Origin of the sequence: Kitasatospora albolonga, assembly GCA_002082585.1 — a bacterium.
In the GTDB taxonomy this organism is placed as follows: Bacteria; Actinomycetota; Actinomycetes; order Streptomycetales; family Streptomycetaceae; genus Streptomyces; species Streptomyces stephensoniae.
This window is the reverse complement of record CP020563.1, coordinates 3,496,010-3,513,619: the sequence shown is the minus strand read 5'-3', so window position 1 is coordinate 3,513,619 and position 17,610 is coordinate 3,496,010. Positions and strand designations below refer to the sequence as shown.

The 17,610-nt window shown below is 69.5% G+C and carries 12 protein-coding genes; 5 read left to right on the top strand and 7 right to left on the bottom strand.

Annotation, left to right across the window (positions count from 1 at the left end; genetic code table 11):
- The first annotated feature begins 65 nt into the window (after positions 1–65).
- Together B7C62_15150 and B7C62_15145 are read left to right on the top strand one after the other, a co-directional pair.
- Positions 66–902, top strand: a complete 837-nt coding sequence (locus tag B7C62_15150; protein ARF73451.1) for an SAM-dependent methyltransferase — start codon at positions 66–68, stop codon at positions 900–902.
- Positions 903–1,017: 115 nt separating this feature from the next.
- On the top strand, positions 1,018–1,377 hold the full coding sequence (locus B7C62_15145; protein ARF77177.1) for a hypothetical protein: 360 nt from the start codon (positions 1,018–1,020) through the stop codon (positions 1,375–1,377).
- 125 nt (positions 1,378–1,502) lie between these two features.
- On the opposite strand, the gene B7C62_15140 is transcribed toward B7C62_15145, so the two are convergent.
- A complete protein-coding gene (locus tag B7C62_15140) occupies positions 1,503–2,309 on the bottom strand; it encodes a lipase (protein ARF73450.1) in 807 nt (268 codons plus the stop codon).
- A gap of 562 nt (positions 2,310–2,871) precedes the next feature.
- Between B7C62_15140 and B7C62_15135 the strand changes: the two genes are divergently transcribed.
- On the top strand, positions 2,872–4,593 hold the full coding sequence (locus B7C62_15135) for a methionine--tRNA ligase (protein ID ARF73449.1): 1,722 nt from the start codon (positions 2,872–2,874) through the stop codon (positions 4,591–4,593).
- A gap of 114 nt (positions 4,594–4,707) precedes the next feature.
- Here B7C62_15135 and B7C62_15130 read toward each other — a convergent pair whose 3' ends face one another.
- The gene (locus tag B7C62_15130; protein ID ARF73448.1) at positions 4,708–7,059 is read right to left on the bottom strand and encodes a hypothetical protein; all 2,352 of its coding nucleotides are present in this window, start codon (positions 7,057–7,059) and stop codon (positions 4,708–4,710) included.
- Positions 7,060–7,782: 723 nt separating this feature from the next.
- Entirely contained in the window at positions 7,783–8,121 is a 339-nt protein-coding gene (locus tag B7C62_15125) for a hypothetical protein (GenBank protein ID ARF73447.1), read from the bottom strand.
- 257 nt (positions 8,122–8,378) lie between these two features.
- Here B7C62_15125 and B7C62_15120 point away from each other — a divergent pair, with 257 nt between their 5' ends.
- A complete protein-coding gene (locus B7C62_15120; GenBank protein ARF73446.1) occupies positions 8,379–9,011 on the top strand; it encodes a hypothetical protein in 633 nt (210 codons plus the stop codon).
- On the opposite strand, the gene B7C62_15115 is transcribed toward B7C62_15120, so the two are convergent.
- The 3 genes from B7C62_15115 to B7C62_15105 all read right to left on the bottom strand — a co-directional run bounded on the left by B7C62_15115 (position 8,795) and on the right by B7C62_15105 (position 14,604).
- The gene (locus B7C62_15115) at positions 8,795–12,562 is read right to left on the bottom strand and encodes a hypothetical protein (GenBank protein ID ARF73445.1); all 3,768 of its coding nucleotides are present in this window, start codon (positions 12,560–12,562) and stop codon (positions 8,795–8,797) included. The genes B7C62_15120 and B7C62_15115 overlap by 217 nt on opposite strands.
- Positions 12,559–12,975 carry a hypothetical protein gene (locus tag B7C62_15110; protein ID ARF73444.1) on the bottom strand — a complete coding sequence of 139 codons (417 nt, stop codon included), beginning with the start codon at positions 12,973–12,975 and terminating at the stop codon, positions 12,559–12,561. The genes B7C62_15115 and B7C62_15110 overlap by 4 nt, the downstream gene beginning before the upstream one ends.
- 222 nt (positions 12,976–13,197) lie before the next feature.
- Complete coding sequence (locus B7C62_15105) at positions 13,198–14,604, bottom strand: hypothetical protein (GenBank protein ID ARF73443.1); 1,407 nt, start codon at positions 14,602–14,604, stop codon at positions 13,198–13,200.
- Between the two features lie 199 nt (positions 14,605–14,803).
- On the opposite strand from B7C62_15105, the gene B7C62_15100 reads away from it, so the two are divergent.
- Positions 14,804–15,508 carry a restriction endonuclease gene (locus B7C62_15100; protein ARF73442.1) on the top strand — a complete coding sequence of 235 codons (705 nt, stop codon included), beginning with the start codon at positions 14,804–14,806 and terminating at the stop codon, positions 15,506–15,508.
- A 678-nt stretch (positions 15,509–16,186) separates the two neighbouring features.
- Here the strand turns inward: B7C62_15100 and B7C62_15095 are convergent.
- Positions 16,187–17,587, bottom strand: a complete 1,401-nt coding sequence (locus tag B7C62_15095) for a DNA-binding protein (protein ID ARF73441.1) — start codon at positions 17,585–17,587, stop codon at positions 16,187–16,189.
- Between the last annotated feature and the right edge of the window lie 23 nt (positions 17,588–17,610).

The window sequence follows — 17,610 nt, the reverse complement described above, 5'->3', positions numbered from 1 at the left end:
ACCGGGCCCCTCCGCCTGTGGATAACCGCTCGCGCCCTTCCCGTCCCGTGGGTAACTTTCCGGATATGTACTCCCCGACTCCGGACGACTGGCAGGACGCCAACCGTGCACGCTGGGACGAGCGGGTCCCGATACACGCGGCGAGCGACTTCTATGGCCTGGAGGCGTTCCGGGCGGGGAAGGACGCCCTGCGCCCGTTCGAGCTGGCGGAGGTCGGTGACGTCACCGGAAAGACCCTGCTGCACCTCCAGTGCCACATCGGCCTGGACACCCTGTCCTGGGCGCGGCACGGCGCCGCGCAGGTGGTGGGCCTGGACTTCTCGGAGCCCGCCGTGGAGACCGCCCGGGGCCTCGCGGAATCGCTGGGCCTGGGCCCCGACCGCGCGGCGTTCGTGGCGGCCGATGTGTACGACGCCCCGACGGCCGTCCCCGACTCCTCGTACGACATCGTCTACACGGGCGTCGGCGCGCTGAACTGGCTGCCCGACATGGAGCGCTGGGCCGAGACGGCGGCCTCGCTGGTCGCGCCCGGCGGCTTCCTCTACCTGGCGGAGTTCCACCCCCTGACCGACACGCTGGACGACGGGACCGGCTCGGTCGTCACGCACGACTACTTCAGCCGTGAGGCATGGGTGGACGAGACGCCCGGGACGTACGCCGACTTCGACGCGCCGACCGTGCACAACCGCAGCGTCGAGTGGCAGCACCCGGTGGGGGAGGTGGTGACGGCGCTCGCGGCGGCCGGTCTGCGGATCGAGTTTCTCCACGAGCACGATATGTCGCTCTTCCCGCGCTTCGGCACGCTGGAGCGCCATCCGGACGGTCACTACCGCTTCCCGGCGGACCGGCCGCGCATCCCGCTGATGTACTCGCTCAAGGCGTCGCGCCCGTCGGTGCGTTAGGCATCAGGGCAGGTCAGCGCGGTTCTGCGGGCGATTGTCAGTGGTGGGGGACAGACTTGTCCCCATGACCGAGACGACGGGCAAAACCATCGGCGCGCGCGCCCTGCGCACGGCGGTGGAAGCGTATTGGGCGACGGCCGACACCCGCGACTGGGACGCCTTCGCGGCGACCCTCGCCGACGACGTGGTGTACGAGCTGCCGCAGACCCGGGAGCGCATCCACGGCAAGGAGCGCTATCTCCGGTTCAACCAGGAGTATCCGGGCGACTGGCACGTACGGATCGAGCGGATCGTCGCCGACGCGGAGGGCCGGCAGGCCGCCGCGCGGACCGAGGTCACGGTCGGCCCGGAGCAGCTGCACGCGATCCACTTCTTCACCTTCGACGAGCAGGGCCTGATCGACGGGGTCACGGACTTCTGGCCGGAGTCGTACGAACCCCCGGCGGGCCGCGAGCACTTGGTGGAGCGTTACTGACCCACCGTCCCACCGCCCAGCCGACTTACCGCCCCACCGGGCTCCGTCACACGCGCGAGCGGCTCACCGGCCATCCCCCGGTGAGCCGCCCCCGTACTCCGTACGCGTACGCGCGTCTTCGTCTGCTACACCGCCGACCGGAAGGCGGGCAGGTAGCCGCCCGACTGGCCCGCGGTCGTGGGGTGGTAGGAGTTCTGGACGGGAACGGTCACGCTGTGGAGCCAGGGGTCGCCGGAGCACAGCTCATGCCCGGTGAACTCGTCGACGACGCTGGAGAAGGTGAACCCGGCATCGGCGGCCCGCTTGGCGAGGACCCCGTTCAGTACGTCCGACGCGTCGTTGATCGCGGCCCGCTCGGCCTCGGTCAGCCCCGCGATGCAGCTGCCCGAGAGCTGGTAGAAGCGGGGGTATCCGAGGACGACGACCTGGGCGGCGGGGGCTCCGGCGCGGATGCTCCCGTACAGCGCATCGAGGCTGCCCGGCAGGGAGTTGTTCATTTTCTCGACGGCGGCGTTGACGCTGCTGAGGCAGGTGGCCTCGCTGCCCAGCACGCAGTCCTGCATGACAGAGGCGAACCCGACGTCGTTGCCTCCGGCCGTCACGCTGACCAGCGCGGTGGACGCGTTCAGCGCCCCGAGCTGGCCACTGGCGACGGAGGCGGTGGTCGCGCCCGAGCAGGCGACGAAGGCGAACGAGGCGGGGGAGTTCGCCGCCGCCCACAGCTGCGGATAGGCGTTGGCGCTGCGTCGGCAGTCGCCGCTGTCGGGGAGGTAGTTCCCGGCGCCGACGCCGGAGGAGTAGGAGTCGCCGAGCGCGACATACCCGCCCGCCGATGCCGAGTCCGCCGCGACGGCGGTACCGGCGACACCGAGAGCGGCCACGGCGGCGAGTGCGAGGGTGGAGAGGGATGCCCAGATTCTGCGTACGGACATGGCTGCCGATCCTTCGAAGTGTGGGGGGTGGGGGGTGAAGGGAGCGATGCCGTGTCTAGCAGCTCGCGGTACCCGCCGGTAATGCCCGTGCGAGAAGTCGTCTGATATGCCCGGATGATCGATCGGGGGTGGATGCTCCGCGCGTAGATAAACCCTCAACTAGGTGGAGGTAGAGGCAAGTTGAAGGGAATATCGTGCCCCTGGGCGCCGCTGCCCCACCGGTGATTCCACCCCCGCGAAGGGCAGCGAGACCCCCGCCCCCCGAAGCCGATTCCCACCGAACGGCCCAACCCGACGCCCGCTGTCGCCTGCCCGAGGGATAACCCGAGGGACAAGGCGCCCCACCTCGCCCGTCCAAGGAGTGAGGCCCCCACTCGTCCGAGGAGCAAGGCCCCGCCCGTCCGAGGGATAAACGCCTCGCCGGGCAGGCCCCCGGTTGCCATACGATTACGGCGGTTCGCAGCTGCCCGCTCCACGCGGTCGCCGCCCGCTGCGCCCTCCCGATCCGGCCCAGCCGTGGCACCGCGCCCGGCGCCGTAGTGACGAAATGGAGCATCCAAGGATGGCTCGACACCTGGTAACCAGCGCGCTTCCCTACATCAACGGGATCAAGCACCTGGGCAACATGGTCGGGTCGATGCTTCCGGCGGACGTGTACTCCCGGTACCTCCGCCAGCGCGGTCACGACGTCCTGTACATCTGCGCGACCGACGAGCACGGGACGCCCGCCGAGCTGGCCGCCAAGGCGTCCGGGCTCTCGGTGGCCGAGTTCTGCGCGCAGGCCCACGACGACCAGAAGGCCGTGTACGACGGTTTCCAGCTGGCCTTCGACTACTTCGGGCGCAGCTCCTCGCAGCAGAACGTCGAGATCACCCAGCACTTCGCGCGGCAGCTGAAGGAGAACGGCTTCATCGAGGAGCGGGCGATCCGCCAGGTGTACTCGCCGGTCGACGGCCGCTTCCTCCCCGACCGGTACGTCGAGGGGACCTGCCCGCACTGCGGTTACGACAAGGCGCGCGGCGACCAGTGCGAGAACTGCACCCGCGTCCTGGACCCGACCGACCTGCTGGAGCCGCGTTCGGCGATCAGCGGCTCCACGGAGCTGGAGGTCCGCGAGACGAAGCATCTCTTCCTGCTCCAGTCGAAGCTCCAGCACGAGGTCGAGGCATGGGTGGCCCGGCACGAGGCCGACTGGCCGCAGCTGTCGTCCTCCATCGCCCGCAAGTGGCTGACCGAGGGCCTGCACGACCGGGCCATCACCCGCGACCTGGACTGGGGCGTTCCGGTCCCGGCCGACACCTGGCCGGAGCTGGCGGCCGAGGGCAAGGTCTTCTACGTCTGGTTCGACGCCCCGATCGAGTACATCGGCGCGACGAAGGAGTGGTCGGACGCCGCCCCCGACGGTGAGGTCCGCGACTGGAAGTCGTGGTGGTACGAGGCCGACGACACCGTCCGCTACACCCAGTTCATGGCCAAGGACAACGTCCCGTTCCACACGGTGATGTTCCCCGCCACCGAGCTGGGCGTACGCGAGCCGTGGAAGAAGGTCGACGTCGTCAAGGGCTTCAACTGGCTGACGTACTACGGCGGGAAGTTCTCCACCTCCCAGAAGCGCGGCATCTTCACCGACGCCGCCCTGGAGACGCTGCCGGCCGACTACTGGCGCTACTTCCTCATCGCCAACGCCCCCGAGTCCGACGACTCCTCCTTCACCTGGGAGCACTTCGCCGCCACGGTCAACAAGGACCTGGCCGACACCCTCGGCAACTTCGTCAACCGCGTGCTCTCCTTCTCCCGCAAGCGTTTCGGCGACGAGGTCCCCGCGGGGAACGCGGCAGGCGAGGCGGAGACGCGACTCGGCGAGGAGATCGCCCGCCTCCTGGCCGAGTACGAGGAGCACATGGAAGCCCTCCAGTACCGCAAGGCCGGCGCGGCACTGCGGGCCCTGTGGTCGGCGGGCAACTCCTACCTGGAGGAGAAGGCCCCCTGGCTGGAGATCAAGACCGACCCGGAGGGCGCGGCCCTGACCCTGCGGACGGCGATGAACCTCATCCACCTGTACGCGGTCGTCTCCGAGCCCTTCATCCCGGCCTCGGCCACCACCATGCGCGGTGCCTTCGCCCTGCCGGACGACACCGCGACCTGGGTGACCGCCGAGCAGGCGAAGTCCCTGGACACCGTCCCGGCCGGCACGGCCTTCACCGTCCCGCCGGTCCTCTTCGCGAAGATCACGGAAGACGACCTGGAGTCCTACCGGGCGCGCTTCGGGGGCGCGGGCGCCTGAGCCGACGACCGGTACCGACGGCGTACGCCCTCGGAAGCCGGGCATCCGTCCGAAGCCGAAGTGAACCGGCGCCGACCCGTGTGCGAGGGGTCGGCGCCGGTCCGCTTCGGCCGGTCAGCCCAGGATGACCGCCTGAGGCTCCTCCTGCTCCTGGGACTCCTCCGGCTCCGGGGTGTCCTCCGCCGAACCGTGGGTCTCCACCGTCCTGCGCCGGAGGTTCTCCACGTCGGTCAGGATGCCGACCAGCAGCTTGTGGAGCTCGTCCAGCTGGTCCACCGGGACGGTGGGGGTGTGGTCCCCGACCTCCGGCTCCAGGGAGTGCAGATGGTCGAGTGCGTCCCGGGCGCCCTGCACGCCGAGGTGGAGCGCCCTGCGGTGCGCGGCGGCGCGCTGGCTGGGAGGTACCGGAGCGTCGTCGGCGCGGGGGGCCGGGACAGGGGCCGGGGGCGGCGCGTCCTCGGTGCTGTGGGAGAACAGCCCCGCCACCGGGCCGGTGGGCGCAGGCACCTCGCCGGGAGACGTGCTGGTGAAGGCGGGGTCGCCGGGCGAGGACGGCGCCGGGGCCGGAGGCCGTACCGCCGGTGCCGCCTGGGCCGCGCGCTCCGGTTCCGAGGCCGCGACGACGTCCCACTCGTACAGCGGCACCGGCACCCCATCGGCGTCACGGGCGATACGGTCCGGGGCGCCGAGATCGACCTTGAAGTACACGTACGGCCGCTCGTCGGACGGGGCCGGCTCCTTGCCGGTGAGGCTCTGCCGGGGTACGGAGTTCTGCGGCAGAGCCTCACCGCGGAACGTGTTGGCGGCCGATGCGAGGGTCCACAGGCCGAGCTCGTTCGTCGGCTGTGACAACCCTTCGACGACCTTGTGCACGTCCGAGCGGAAGGGGACGCCGCCCTTCTCCCTTGTGGGACCCAGGGAGGAACCGACGTTCCTGGTCAGGAGTTTGTCGGCGATCAGCGCCACTCCACCGGCCACCGCCAGGGTGTGGCGGGCGTCGGCGTCGCCGTCCATCGCCGGGGCGATGAGTTCGGTGAAGTCGTCGGTGGGCCGCGGGGTCCAGTCCTCGGTGATGCCCTTCACCAGCACACCGCCGTTGTTCCACGCGTTGCGGGCCTGCTTGGTGACGAGCTTCTTCCTCGCCCGCCACGGAAGGTCGATGACCGGCCCCAGGAGCTCGCCGAACCCCTTCATCCCCATCCGCTGGCCGCCCTTGATGGCCTTGGCCTGATCCTTGAGACTCTCCAGCAGATCCGGCCGGGTCAGGGCGTTGACCAGGTAGACGGCACGCCACAGAGCGGTCCCGGGAGGGGGCGTGGCGCCCCCGAACGTCCGGGGGAGATCGGCCACGGGGATACGGCCGACGGCAAGGCCGTACACCGCCTGGAGTTCGGCCGTGTTCCAGCGCGGGTCGTCCTGCTGGATGATCCGTTTCAGGGCGCGGGTGATCACCTCGACGTTCTTGGCCGCCTCGTCCCACGGCATGAACTCGACGTGTACGGAGGCCAGTACGGAACGGATGGCGTCGTCGAAGATGTCCTCGGCGGAGAGCGCCCGGCCCTCGTGCCCCTCGATCCCGACGGCGATCTGCGCGGGAACGACGTAGGTCTGGGCGATCTGAGCGGCCCGGAGGCCGGGCGCCGCCCCCGCCATCTCGTCGTGGAACTCCTGTCGCAGCTCCTGCCGCCACTGGGCGCGGCCGGAGGCCAGCCGCTGCCCGAGGCCGGGCTCCGCGCTCGTCCCTGCCCCGGTTGCCTTGCCGAGCAGGGCGTCGGTGGCCAGGTAGGCGACCTCGGTGGGGTCGGCACCGTGCCCGGCCAGTACCGCCCAGGCGCTGGCGAGCCGGGTGATCCCGTCCCGTACGACGAGGAGGTGGATCGACTCCGTACCGTCCTCGAACGTGATCTCGGCGGGGTGGGTGATCAGGTTGCGGGTGACGGAGCGGGTGAGGATGGACGACGCGTAACTGTTGATCGACAGCGTCGCGTGGATGGTCTGCCACACGTGGTTCCGCAGATGGGCGAGGTTCTCGTAGCGGTACTGCACGGTCGCCCCGGGGCGGCCCTCGTGGGTGACGCCCTGCACCTGCGGGTCGGACACCTCCGAGACCTTCGTGCCGGTACGGGGCTGGGGCCCGGGGTACAGCTCGTTCAGCAGGACGCGGGTGACGGCCGACCGCAGCGTCGCCCCTTCGACGTTCTCCACCATCAGGAGCCCCGAAGGCTCCTCCGGCGTCGGGCTGAGCTGAACCGCCAGCGCCGCGGCGCCCGTTGTGGCACGTGCTATCGCACCCCACGCGGTGTCCGGCAGCCACGTGCTCGGATTGGCCCGGCCCGCCGCGGTCACCCCCTCGGCATGGCTGTCGGTCGAGTCGGCGGGGAGGCGGGGCGGAATGTTGGTCACCCGGATCGGCTCATCTCCCCAGACGATGTCGAGGGAGAGGGGGCCGGGACTGCCTGTGGTCATGGGGCGGGGTCTCCGATGTGTTGAGGGTGGCCTGCGTGGGCCATGACGGAAGGGCGATGGGGCGCACGGGTCGCCGACCGCGTCGTCAGGTCGGAATGTCCTCCGAGGCGCTCGTGCCCGCCCAAGGAGGTTCCGGCGCGAGCCAGGGTGGCAGGTGGCGCGCGTCTCGGTGGAGCCGGTGCTGGTATGCGACGTACGCCGCGAGCTCCGCAGGTGTCAGGAGCAGTGCGACTTCGGCTGAACGACGGGTGGGGCGGGGAACTGGCCAGTTTCCCAGGAGAGTTGAGTGGCGTATCGCTGTCCCGGCAGCTGAGAAGCCGGGGGTCGGGTCTGCTGTGCGAGTAGCACATACCCCTTGACAGGTCTACCGAGATGCGGTAATGCTCGCCGAGTGAGGGGGTTGGCCGCCGGGAAGATCACCCATGCGTCCACATGCTTCGCGACTTCCGGCCTTCCGGTCTTCCGGCCGAGATGTGATGGATGCGCCGTCGCCATCGCTCATCAGGACTCCTTGCGTGTGACTGCCGTCAGGCGTGGCCGACCGACTTGGCTGACTGTGCGTCATGAGTCATGCCCTCGATGCCGGTTGGAGTGACAGTACACACCGACTGACCCTGTGTTCGTTCATTCTTGGGTCGGTCTCCGACCGAGGAGGCAGAGATACGTCTGCTGATGTGCGGGCTGTACGGCGATAGGCCCTTTTGTGTCAGCCCTTGGCGGTAGTCACGCCAGACTGTTCTTGGCCTGTGGGTAGTTGTCGAATACCTGAGGGAGGGGACTCATCCCGATCTTGTCCAGTTGCGCCAACACGGCTGCGATAGCGGTGACTTCACCGAGGACACTGCTGCGCTGGATGATCCAGACGAACTCGCGGGTGTCTGTCGGCAGCGTCCGCGGCAGGGTGGTCAGCCCGATCTTCTCGAACTCTTCGCTGATCTCGCCGCACAACTCGGCGCTGAGCCGGGCTCGTTCCGGAGCAGCGTGCTTCTTGATGAAGCTCATGGACAAGCGTTTGATGCCATGGTCGACCTCGACGGCATGCTTGATAACAGTGAAGTCCATAATTCTGTAGCTTACTGCGTTACTAAGAAAATTAAGTGGGGCCGAGAGCTTGAACTTCCTTGAAGAGGAAGGTGGTTGGGGGAAGCCCGGGTGGCGCGGATGTCGCACTGCGAGGTCAACTCCGCTGCGTTCAAACGTCGTTGCTCCGTGAGCGACGCAAGGCTGCGGCGTAGCATCAGCTGTGAAGCGAAAGGGGGCGCCCGTCCTGCTTCTTCCAGGGCGCCTGGGTCGGGATTCCCGGCTCCTTCACCGCCACGGTGCTGCTGATCACTCCGGTGCCGCAGGCGTGGGTCGCTTTTACCGCGCCGGTGGCACTTCTGGGGCCTCTCGTTGTCGCGTTCGGCGAGGCTCCGGTGCAGGGGCTCACTTCGGTGGTGTCCCACATGGTGGGTGGCCGGGCCCTGTTCGGCATGCGGGCGGTCGACCGTGAACGGCTGCGCTTCGCCCGCGACCTGCACGATCTGTGCGGCTGCTCGCTCACCGCGGTCGCGTTGCAGTGCGAGCAGATCCAGCGGCAGGTGCGCAGGGCCCCGCAGCGGGCCGAGGACGAAGCGGCGACATACGTCATGGGCCAGCTCCAGCCCGCGGTCCGCTCACCCGGTCCAGGGCCTGGGCGGCAGCGGACCGCGTCTGGTGGTGGCACGTCGCCGCATCGTCGGAACGCCCGAAGGGGTCACCCCCGCTGCTCGTCGGTGTCGTACAGCCGCCAGGCCGGCCAACGCGCAGCTTCGACTGCGCCGTCACCGCTGCCCAGCAGATTCCGGCGGTGCAGCATGAGCCGGAGGTGGCGTGCCGCGTCGCCGTTCTCCTCCATTCCCCGATCGAGAAGTACGGGTTGGGGGGCAGCTCCGCCGACGCCGCGTATCACGGCGTCCACGGGATACCCGTGAACGGTTTCCCCCAGCGTGACAGTGGCTTCTTCCGCGAAGGAGAGGGCCTGGTACAGGCGTTTGAGCAGCACGTCCTCGTCTTCGCCTCCCAGGGCCAGGCCGTCCCGCTCCGCGGCCTCAAGCAGTGCGGCGCCCACGCCTCCCCGCTTCCGCCAGAGCTTCTTGTCCCCGACCACGATCAGGTGACTGCGGGCCCGGGTGATGGCGACGTTCCACAGGTTCAGCTGTTCACCGACCCAGGCGACGGAGCCCGGGTGCATACCTTCGCCGACGACGAGGGAGAACACCATGACGTCGCGTTCACCGCCCTGGAAGGTGTGCACCGTACCGATGCGCAGACGCTCCTCGTCGTACGGGCTCAGTCGCTTGCGTAGGGTTTCGGCCTGTGCCGTGAAGGGGGTGACGACACCGACGGTGGCCTCGGGCGGCAGCTGTTCCAGCAGATAGCGGACGCTGTCGTGCACCTTGCGGATCTCGTTCTCGTTGACCCAGGAGCCACCGAACAGAGGCCGGGCGGCCCGCCCGGCCACATCCGTCCAGATGACGGCGGAGCGGTTGGCCAGAGCTGGACGGCCACGGGTGTCGGTGAGAACGGTCAGCCCACCGTCGTAGAAGAACTCGTTGGAGATCCCGGCGATATGCGGATGACAGCGGAAGTGCTCGTCGAGAAGCAGCGTGCCGCCCGCGGACTGCTCGGCCGCGTGGAAGGCGGAGTGGCGCCGGTAGGCGAGGTGGTGCTTCTCCAGCCAGTCGGACCGCAGCCCGTTCCCGCGCCGGATGAGAGCCTCGCGGTGCGGGCTGGTCTTCGTGATGTGCGTGAGCTGCATGGGGTCGCCGATGACCAGGGCGCGCCGTGCGCGGAACAGCAGGGGCAGGACGTGGGGAATGGCGCACTGGCTGGCCTCGTCGATGACGACGAGGTCGAACAGGGCCGGGTCCGGTGGGAAACGCCGGGCGGAGAGGCTGGTGACCGCCCATCCGGCCACCGCGGGCGCGGTCATCGGGGTTCCCGAGCGCCCGAGGACCCTGCCCAGCTGCGGCCAGTCGCCGCGTTTGCCCTCCCGGGCCGTCAACAGCTCCCTGATGCGGCGGCGTCCGGCCCAGGCGGCAGCGTGGACCTTGGTGGCGAGGAGCGTACGTGCAGCGTCCTGGACGGCGCTCTCCGCATCGCGGAGGGCACGGGTGAGCGCTGTGTCGTCAACGGTGGCCGCGTGCTCGCGCCCGTCACGCCATTCCGCCTCGGCCGCGGCGAACCCGGCGAGCGCGAGGCAGCCTGCGGCGGGATCACCGGCGTACCCCTCCAGGCCGACCTTGCGCAGAAAACGGGATCGGCGCCACGATCCGAGGAAGCGCGCGCGGGAGCGGCGGCGTGCGCTGTCCTCCAGCTCCCTCGGCAGTTGCGGGCCGCCGAGCAGCTCCTGGAGTCCGGTGACGGTGATCCCGAGCTGTTCCGCGTGGTGGGCGCGGGCCTCGCCTGCCCGGCGAAGCCTCAGCTCGGTCTCGGCGATGTGGGCAAGATGCCGCTGTACCTCTGCCAGGCGGTCGGCGGCCAGCCTGGTCTCCACGGCTGCCGTGGCCACGGTGGTGGACGGCTCCGGGCCGGTACGCAGCGCGTGGAGCGCGGCGGTCTCGTGCTCCGCGTTGCTCTTGCCGGTCTTCCGCGCCGAGCCGGTGCGTACGACGCTGCCGGGCACCAGCTCGTCGCAGCGGCGCCAGACCTCGTCCACGGCATCGTTGTTGGTGGACGCGACGAGCACGGTCTGACCTGCCGCGATCGCCGTGGCCACGAGATTGGCGACCAGCTGGCTCTTGCCGGTACCGGGCGGGCCCGTGGCCACGGTGAGGCGACGGGTCATGGCGGACCGGAGAACCGAGCTCTGCGCCTCGTTGCAGGGCAGCGGAGTCACGAGGCCCGTCGGCTCGGGATCTGTGTGGGCGAGGCATCGGATGCGCTGCGAGGGGTCGGGCGCGAGCGCCCCGAGGGCGGTCTTTCCGATCTGGTCCGTCTGTTTGGCGATGCCGGCGAAGTCGTTGAGAAGCCCCTTCGTGAAGTTCGTCCGGGGGCGTGCCGAGAACAGGACCGCGGTGTTGCGGGCCCCGTGGCCGGGTGTGCGCACGTCGATGTGGTCGGTGAGTTGGTCGGGACGGAGCTCCTGTACGCACGGCAGCTCGAACTCCTGGGTGAGGAGGTTGCGTACCTCCACCGCCATACGGTCGTGCTGTCCTCGATGCCAGGACGGCTGAAACGTGCCGATGAGCTGGTTGGCCTCGTCCTCGCCCAGCCAGTCGTGCGCCAACCGGGGGTGTGGCTGGACCGGCCCGTACGGCTTCAGCCGCACCTCGCCCTCGTCCTGGACGATCTCGACCCGGCGCACCAGCAGGGGCGCGAACTTCGGCTGCCGCCAGGGGCTTCCGGTGCGGGGCCCGGTGAGGAGCACGGCCGGATAGCCCGCCCAGAGCTCGGCGTCCTCCTCCGCCGCTGAATCCACCAGCGGGCCCGCTTCCTCGGGGAGCGCGACGCAGCCGTCGTCGTCGACCTCGCCGGAGATGAACCTCTCCGCGCCGTCCAGACACACGTACGACGTGCCCTGACGGCTCACGTCCATCAGAGGCGTCTCGGCACTCTCGGCCAGGACGCACTCGCGGTAGTAGTCCAGCAGGTGGGTCCAGGCGGGTTGTGCGTGAGCGGTCTTCACGGCGGGTGACGGTGCGGCTTCTCCGGCGGCCGCCCGGGGCCGAGAACTCAGAGGATCGAGGATGGGGGCCCGGCCGAAAGGGCTGTCCGCGATGACGATGCGGTCGTCGACGCCGAGCGCGGACTGCACCGGCACCTGACGCCCGCTGTCCTGGGCACGCATACGCTTGTTGACATAGTGGAACAGGTCGCTGACCGTCACCGCGCTGCCGCTGTCCTTGCTGACCTTCCCCGTGCGCAGCGCCTCGATGACCTCGCCGGTGAACGCCGACGGCTTCACATCATCGCCGCCGCCCGCGTCCGCGTACGAGTCCTCCCCGGCCCGCGAGGACGACAGGACGTACACGCCCCTGCTCGTCAGCGGGGGCCGCTCGCCGGACTTGGCCACGGAGCCGTCACCTTGCCGGTCCGACGTACGCAGCCCCACGGCGAACCCGCCGCTGCGGCAGCAGTCGATCATCACGATCTTCTGCGGTGCGACGCACTCCTCCAGCGCGTCGTTGAGGAACCCGGCGCTGACTCCGGTCGCGGCCACCCGGTCGTAGTCGGTGTCCTTGGCGACGAAGTGGAACTCGCCGCCGTCACGTACGGTGCGCACCCCGTGCCCGGAGACGTACACGAGCGCGAGTTCGTCCTCCTCGCGCTCCTGGAGGAACTCACCGATGACCGCCCGCATGTCATCGGCGGCGAGATCGGATTCCGTCTGTACGGAGACGAAGTTGCCGATCTTGCGGTGCTTCAGGACCTGGGTGAGTCCCCATACGTCCGCCCTTACGGAAGCCAGCGAGGAGAAGCGGCCGTCGTCGTAGTGCTCGTTGCCGATCAGGAGAGCCCGGCGCTTGTGGAAGCGGGTCACGCCGCGTCGTCATCCGGTGCGGAACCGTCGTCGCCGGCGACCCGGTCCTGGAAATCCCGGACCATGCGCTCCTGTGCGGCGTCCGGACGACCGGTGATCTCGATGGAGTCGTCCCCGACGGTGACCACGACCTTGCGGTGCCGCTCCTTGGCGCACCACTCCTTGATCAGGGTGATCAGGACCTGGGACGCCGGGCGGGCGACGGCGGCGGTGGTGGCGGCCCAGAGAGCCACCTCACCGACGCCTGTGCCCTTGCTGCCCGGTTCGGAGGGTCCGTCGGCGTCATGGACGCCGACGACGAGATCGGCTTCCCTCCGCAGGCTGTCGTGCAGATCCCGGGTGAGACGCTCCTGCCGGAGTGTGTCGCCGCCTGTGGGCACGGTGAGTGTCCACGGCGATCCCCCGTTGTGCATGTGCCGCTCCTTGCCTTCGCGTATGCGCTTGCTGGTCTGTCCAGCGACTTTGGCACGCAGGCCGTCGGGAGGGACAGCCAGGGCCGGGATGGAGGGACGGCATCCGGCCACCGCGCCCGGCGCCGGAGGAGGGACGTCCGCCCCGCTGCCCGGCCTGCCCCGAGCCGACACGGATCGGGGCAGGCGTCGGCTTCTCCCCCGGAAAACACCCTTGTATACGGGTCAGCCCGGGGAACGGTCGTCGGGCGATGCCTGCTCCGGCACCACCCTGATCGCGAGTGCGGTGCCGTCCGGCCGGATGGAACTCGCCCCCCAGTCGTCGATGCCGTCCGGCTCAGGCCAGTCATTCCGCCGTTCGTACGCCCGTCGGCGGTACTCCTCCACCCTGCCCTCCGCGAGCAGGCCGTAGAGATCTGCGGCCACGCCGGAAAACGCTTCGACGCGTGTGCCGTTGATACGGAAGACCTGGTCAGTGCCGACGTACCGCTCCCCGGCGAAACAGGCTTTCGCGTCGTGGACGCTGGCGGTCCCGGCGTAGGCGGTTTCGCTGAAGTGCTTGCGGCCCTGCTCGTCGATCAGATACCGGCCGACAGTCCCACCGCCGCCGGCCAGAGAGAGCTGTCCGGCGGCGTGCGCCCGGGCGACGACGCGGCCGAACCACGAGAATTCCTTCTCAGGGATCAAGAAGGCGTTGTGCCGTTCCGCGCCCCGTTCCCCGGGGAGGGCCACGGAGTCCACGTACGGCAGAGCCCGGCGGCCGATGGCCACATCAGCCGAATCCGCACCGGACGCCGGCCGTACGGGAAGCTCGGCACCTCCCCCCGTGTGCAGGACATGCACGGTCACACCGGCGGCGGCCAGGAACTCGGTCGAGGTCGTGAGCGCGGGAGTCGCGTTCCGCTGACCCAGATGGAATCGCTCCACGCGCTCACTGCCCCGGGCCAGCTGCCTGTATGTCGTACGAGAGCTTGCGGAGGTCTTCGGCTTCACGGCCTGGTGGTTGCCGTTCACGGTCACCACGAAGATTCGGGAGCCTTCACCGGGACGCCATGCCTCCAGCAGGAAGTCCGGCCTCGGCCTCGCGCCGAGAGTCCCGGCCGGCTTTGTTCGCGCGAAGCCGGGAAGCAGGGCGGTTTCCGCGTCGACGATGCTGATCAGGCGGTCCGGATACCTCTCGCGAAGCGCCCGTTCAGCGACGGCGAGCCCGAACGCTCGGCCCAGCTCCCTTGCCTGCATGGCCCGATAGGACAGTTCGGGCGCCTTCCCCTCATCGGTGAGGCGCAGACTTCCGTGCCGGTCGGCGGCGAAGGCGCGGCAGTACTTCAGCCCCTGCCAGTGCTCAGCCAGTCCCCTGCCCCGTCCTTGCCGGGCCAAGGCCGTACCGCGCGCGAATGTCGCAAGCACATCCCACGGAGTCACCCACAGGGGACCACGCTCGGCCCGGGGCAGCTGGCGCAGGTCCGGCTTGCGGGGACCGTGCCCTTCGTTCGGGATCTTCTTTTTCGCCCGCTCGCGGTCGACGGCATCGGCTGCTTTCCCTACTCCGGCGATGAGTCCGGGCGATGAGTTCACCTGCACGGTCAGAAGGTCACCGAGACGCCTGATCACGTCGAAGGCCGTGGGGTCCATGCAACGGGACGGTAGGAATCCCCGATACCGGCGACAAGAAGGCGATTCAGGCCATGGCAGTGCAGCCGCCCGACTCCGTGAGCAGCTGAAGCCTGGACAGGGCGGGCGGAAGGGCGCCTGTCAGCCATTGGCTGACAGGCGCCCTGATAATTCGGCACCGCTTCCTTGATCCTGCTGTGCCGGAGCACATAGGAGGGGCATGGCAGTGGTACGGAAAGGGCGGATCTCAGCTGCGCGCAGACGTCGGCAGCGGCGTCTCAAGATCGGGGCCACCGCCGGGGGCCTCGGTCTTGTCGTGGCAGTCACCTTCTGGGGCGTGATCTGGCCCTATCTCGTCGGTGCACTTGTTCTCAGTGGCGTCGGCGGTGGCGGGTGGTGGTTATGGCGCACCGATCGGTTCATCAGGGGCGGTGACCGGCAGTGGCGGCACGATGAGGCCGTGCGGGCAGGGCAGCGGACGCTTGCCGAGGTCGACGTGATGACGGGAACAGAGTTCGAGGACTTCGTCGTGGAGCTGTGCCGACGTGACGGGTGCACTGACGTGCGGAGGGTCGGCGGCTCGCACGACAACGGGGCTGACGTGCTGGGGCACCTTCCCGACGGGCGGAGCATGGTGATCCAGTGCAAGCGGTACGCGCCCAAGCGCAAGATCCCCAGCAGGGAGGTCCGGGATCTCCTCGGTGCGAGGGTGCACTTCAGGGCCGACGTGGCGATCTTCGTGGCCACCACCTACTTCAGTGGCCCGGCAGAGAAGTTCGCCGCGGAGAACGATGTCCTGGCCGTCCATCGTGATCACTTCGGACTGTGGAACAACGGTGCTTCGCTGTCGTCGCTCGGCGCGGTGAACGGTCTGGGGCAGGGCGACCGTCGGCACCGGGAGCGCTGGAAGGAGACGTACGGGTAGGAGCGTCTCCTGCCGGGCGCAGTAGCCGGAGCGCCGGTCGTTCACCCGGGTGGGCCGCCGCTCCGCACCTCGCTGGTCCGCGCCTCTCTCCACGGCACCGGTCACCCTGGGCGCCGGGGGTGCCGTCATGCCTGAGGACCAGGTTCCGGTATGGCCCCACGTCACACGAGCGTGGGGCCAACCTCTCTCGGGTCAAAGCATCCAGGGACGCTCGCTGACCAGGTACGTGATGATGACAAACCCTAGAGCCGTCAACAGCCGCGCGGGCAGGCGTTGAACGGTGAGCCGGAAGCCGCCGACGCGGATCTTCACATAGGGCGGACACAGCTTCCTCGTTGGTGGTCTGTCGGCGGCGCGCTGGTTGGCCATGAACTGATCCTTTGTCCTTTTGCCACACGGTCGTCGTGTGGTCTGCCCCGAAGGCAGGGACACCTTGGATCAGCAGGGGGTTAGCCACGCAACCCTCATCTGACCTGCGGTTCTATCGTTGGGACCTCGCGGCTGCCACAGATGGGGGTTAGCCGCGCAAGGGGCTGTGGCAGCGAATTTCGGGTAGCTGGGCCTGCCCCAACAACTCAGCCTTCTTTACCTGGCCCTGCGAAATTCCCACACGTCCGGATACCCCCGATGAACGCCCTGAGCCTTGGTAGGTCACAGCAACGCCGACCGGAGATATTCTCAGCCGTCGAGTAGCTGCCGGAGATCGTCCTCGCTCAGCCGCTGGCCCGGGTCGGCGGTCTCCCCGTCGAAGCGCACGCCCTCGTCCCGGAGGACGGATGCGGCGGTGTCCGTGCGCGAGGTGTCGGTCCACTGGAAGCCGGGGCTGACCTTCCCGGTGGCGGTGAGGACGCGCCAGGCGTTGGGGCATCGGCCGCAGGTGCCGAGGTGCCGGCCGACGGGGACAGCGTGGCTGCCGATGATGGTCGCCACGTCACCGTAGGTGGTCCACCGCCCGGCCGGTACGCCGTCCAGCAGGGTGTGCAGCCCGCTCCAGTCCTTACGGGCGCCGTTGAGCTGCCTGGCCAGAGCGGCGAGGTCGGTCCCCGCCAGCGTCGCCCACTCCCCGGGGTCGACGTCGGCGGGCACCTGTGTGGTGTCCACGTCCCACCACGTCGTTCCCTGGATGCCGTCCACGCTGCGACCGGTCACGCTCGTGAAGATGTGGTTGGCCAGCCCGGTGGGGGAGTACGAGGCTCCGTCCGCGTCCCAGACCAGCGGTTTGGCGGTGTCGTTGGTCCAGGTGGCAGCCGCCCGGGCGGGGTCCTGCTCCACCCAGGACCGGATCTCGGCGCGGATGGCCTCCGTCACGCCGTGGCGCGGTGTCATCAGGAGCCTGGCCCCGTCGGGCAGCAGTCCCGCACCGACGAGCACGTGGACCGCGTTCCGTGAACGGGAGCGCTCCTGCAGCTTCTTGGCCGCCGCCTCTCCTTCGACCCGGGCCGGGGCGAGCGTGAACTCTTCGACCTCCGGGGTCGGATAGACCTTGGTGAACCCGGCGACGACGCTGCCCTCAACCCGCCACAGGCCGACCTGGACGAGGTCGATGTCGAGGCCCATCTCCGACAGCCAGACCACGGAGTGGGTGACCTGCTTGGGGAAGTCGGCGGCGATGATCACCTGCCGGGGCCGCTGGAGCAGTTCCGGGCTCCACTCCCCGTCCACGTGGTCGAGCAGCCGCTGCCTGCACACGTCGATGCCGAGGGCCTGCCCCCTGCGCGACAGGAAGCCGCGGTGCGCCTGGGCGAGGGTGTCGAGGTCGAAGCGGGACACCAGGGCGGCGTAGGTGATCGCCTGGAGGTGTACGTCCCGGTCGGCGGTCCCCCGCTTCAGCTCGACCACGACGAGGCGCCCGGTCGCGTCCAGCCCGAGCACATCCAGCCGGTCCCGCGCCGGCACCCCGTCGGTGTCGGCCCACCGGTCGTACTCCGCGGTGATCACGAGCACCGACTCCCCGAGCACCTGCGGATGGGCGATCACCCACTCCTGAAGGTGCTGCCGCTCCAGCAGGCTCTCGGCGGCGAGCCCGGTACGCGATATCGGCGTGGCCGTCCGGCCGGCGACGGTGAAAAGATGATCCACGGTCCCCCCTCGTGCGTCCGGCG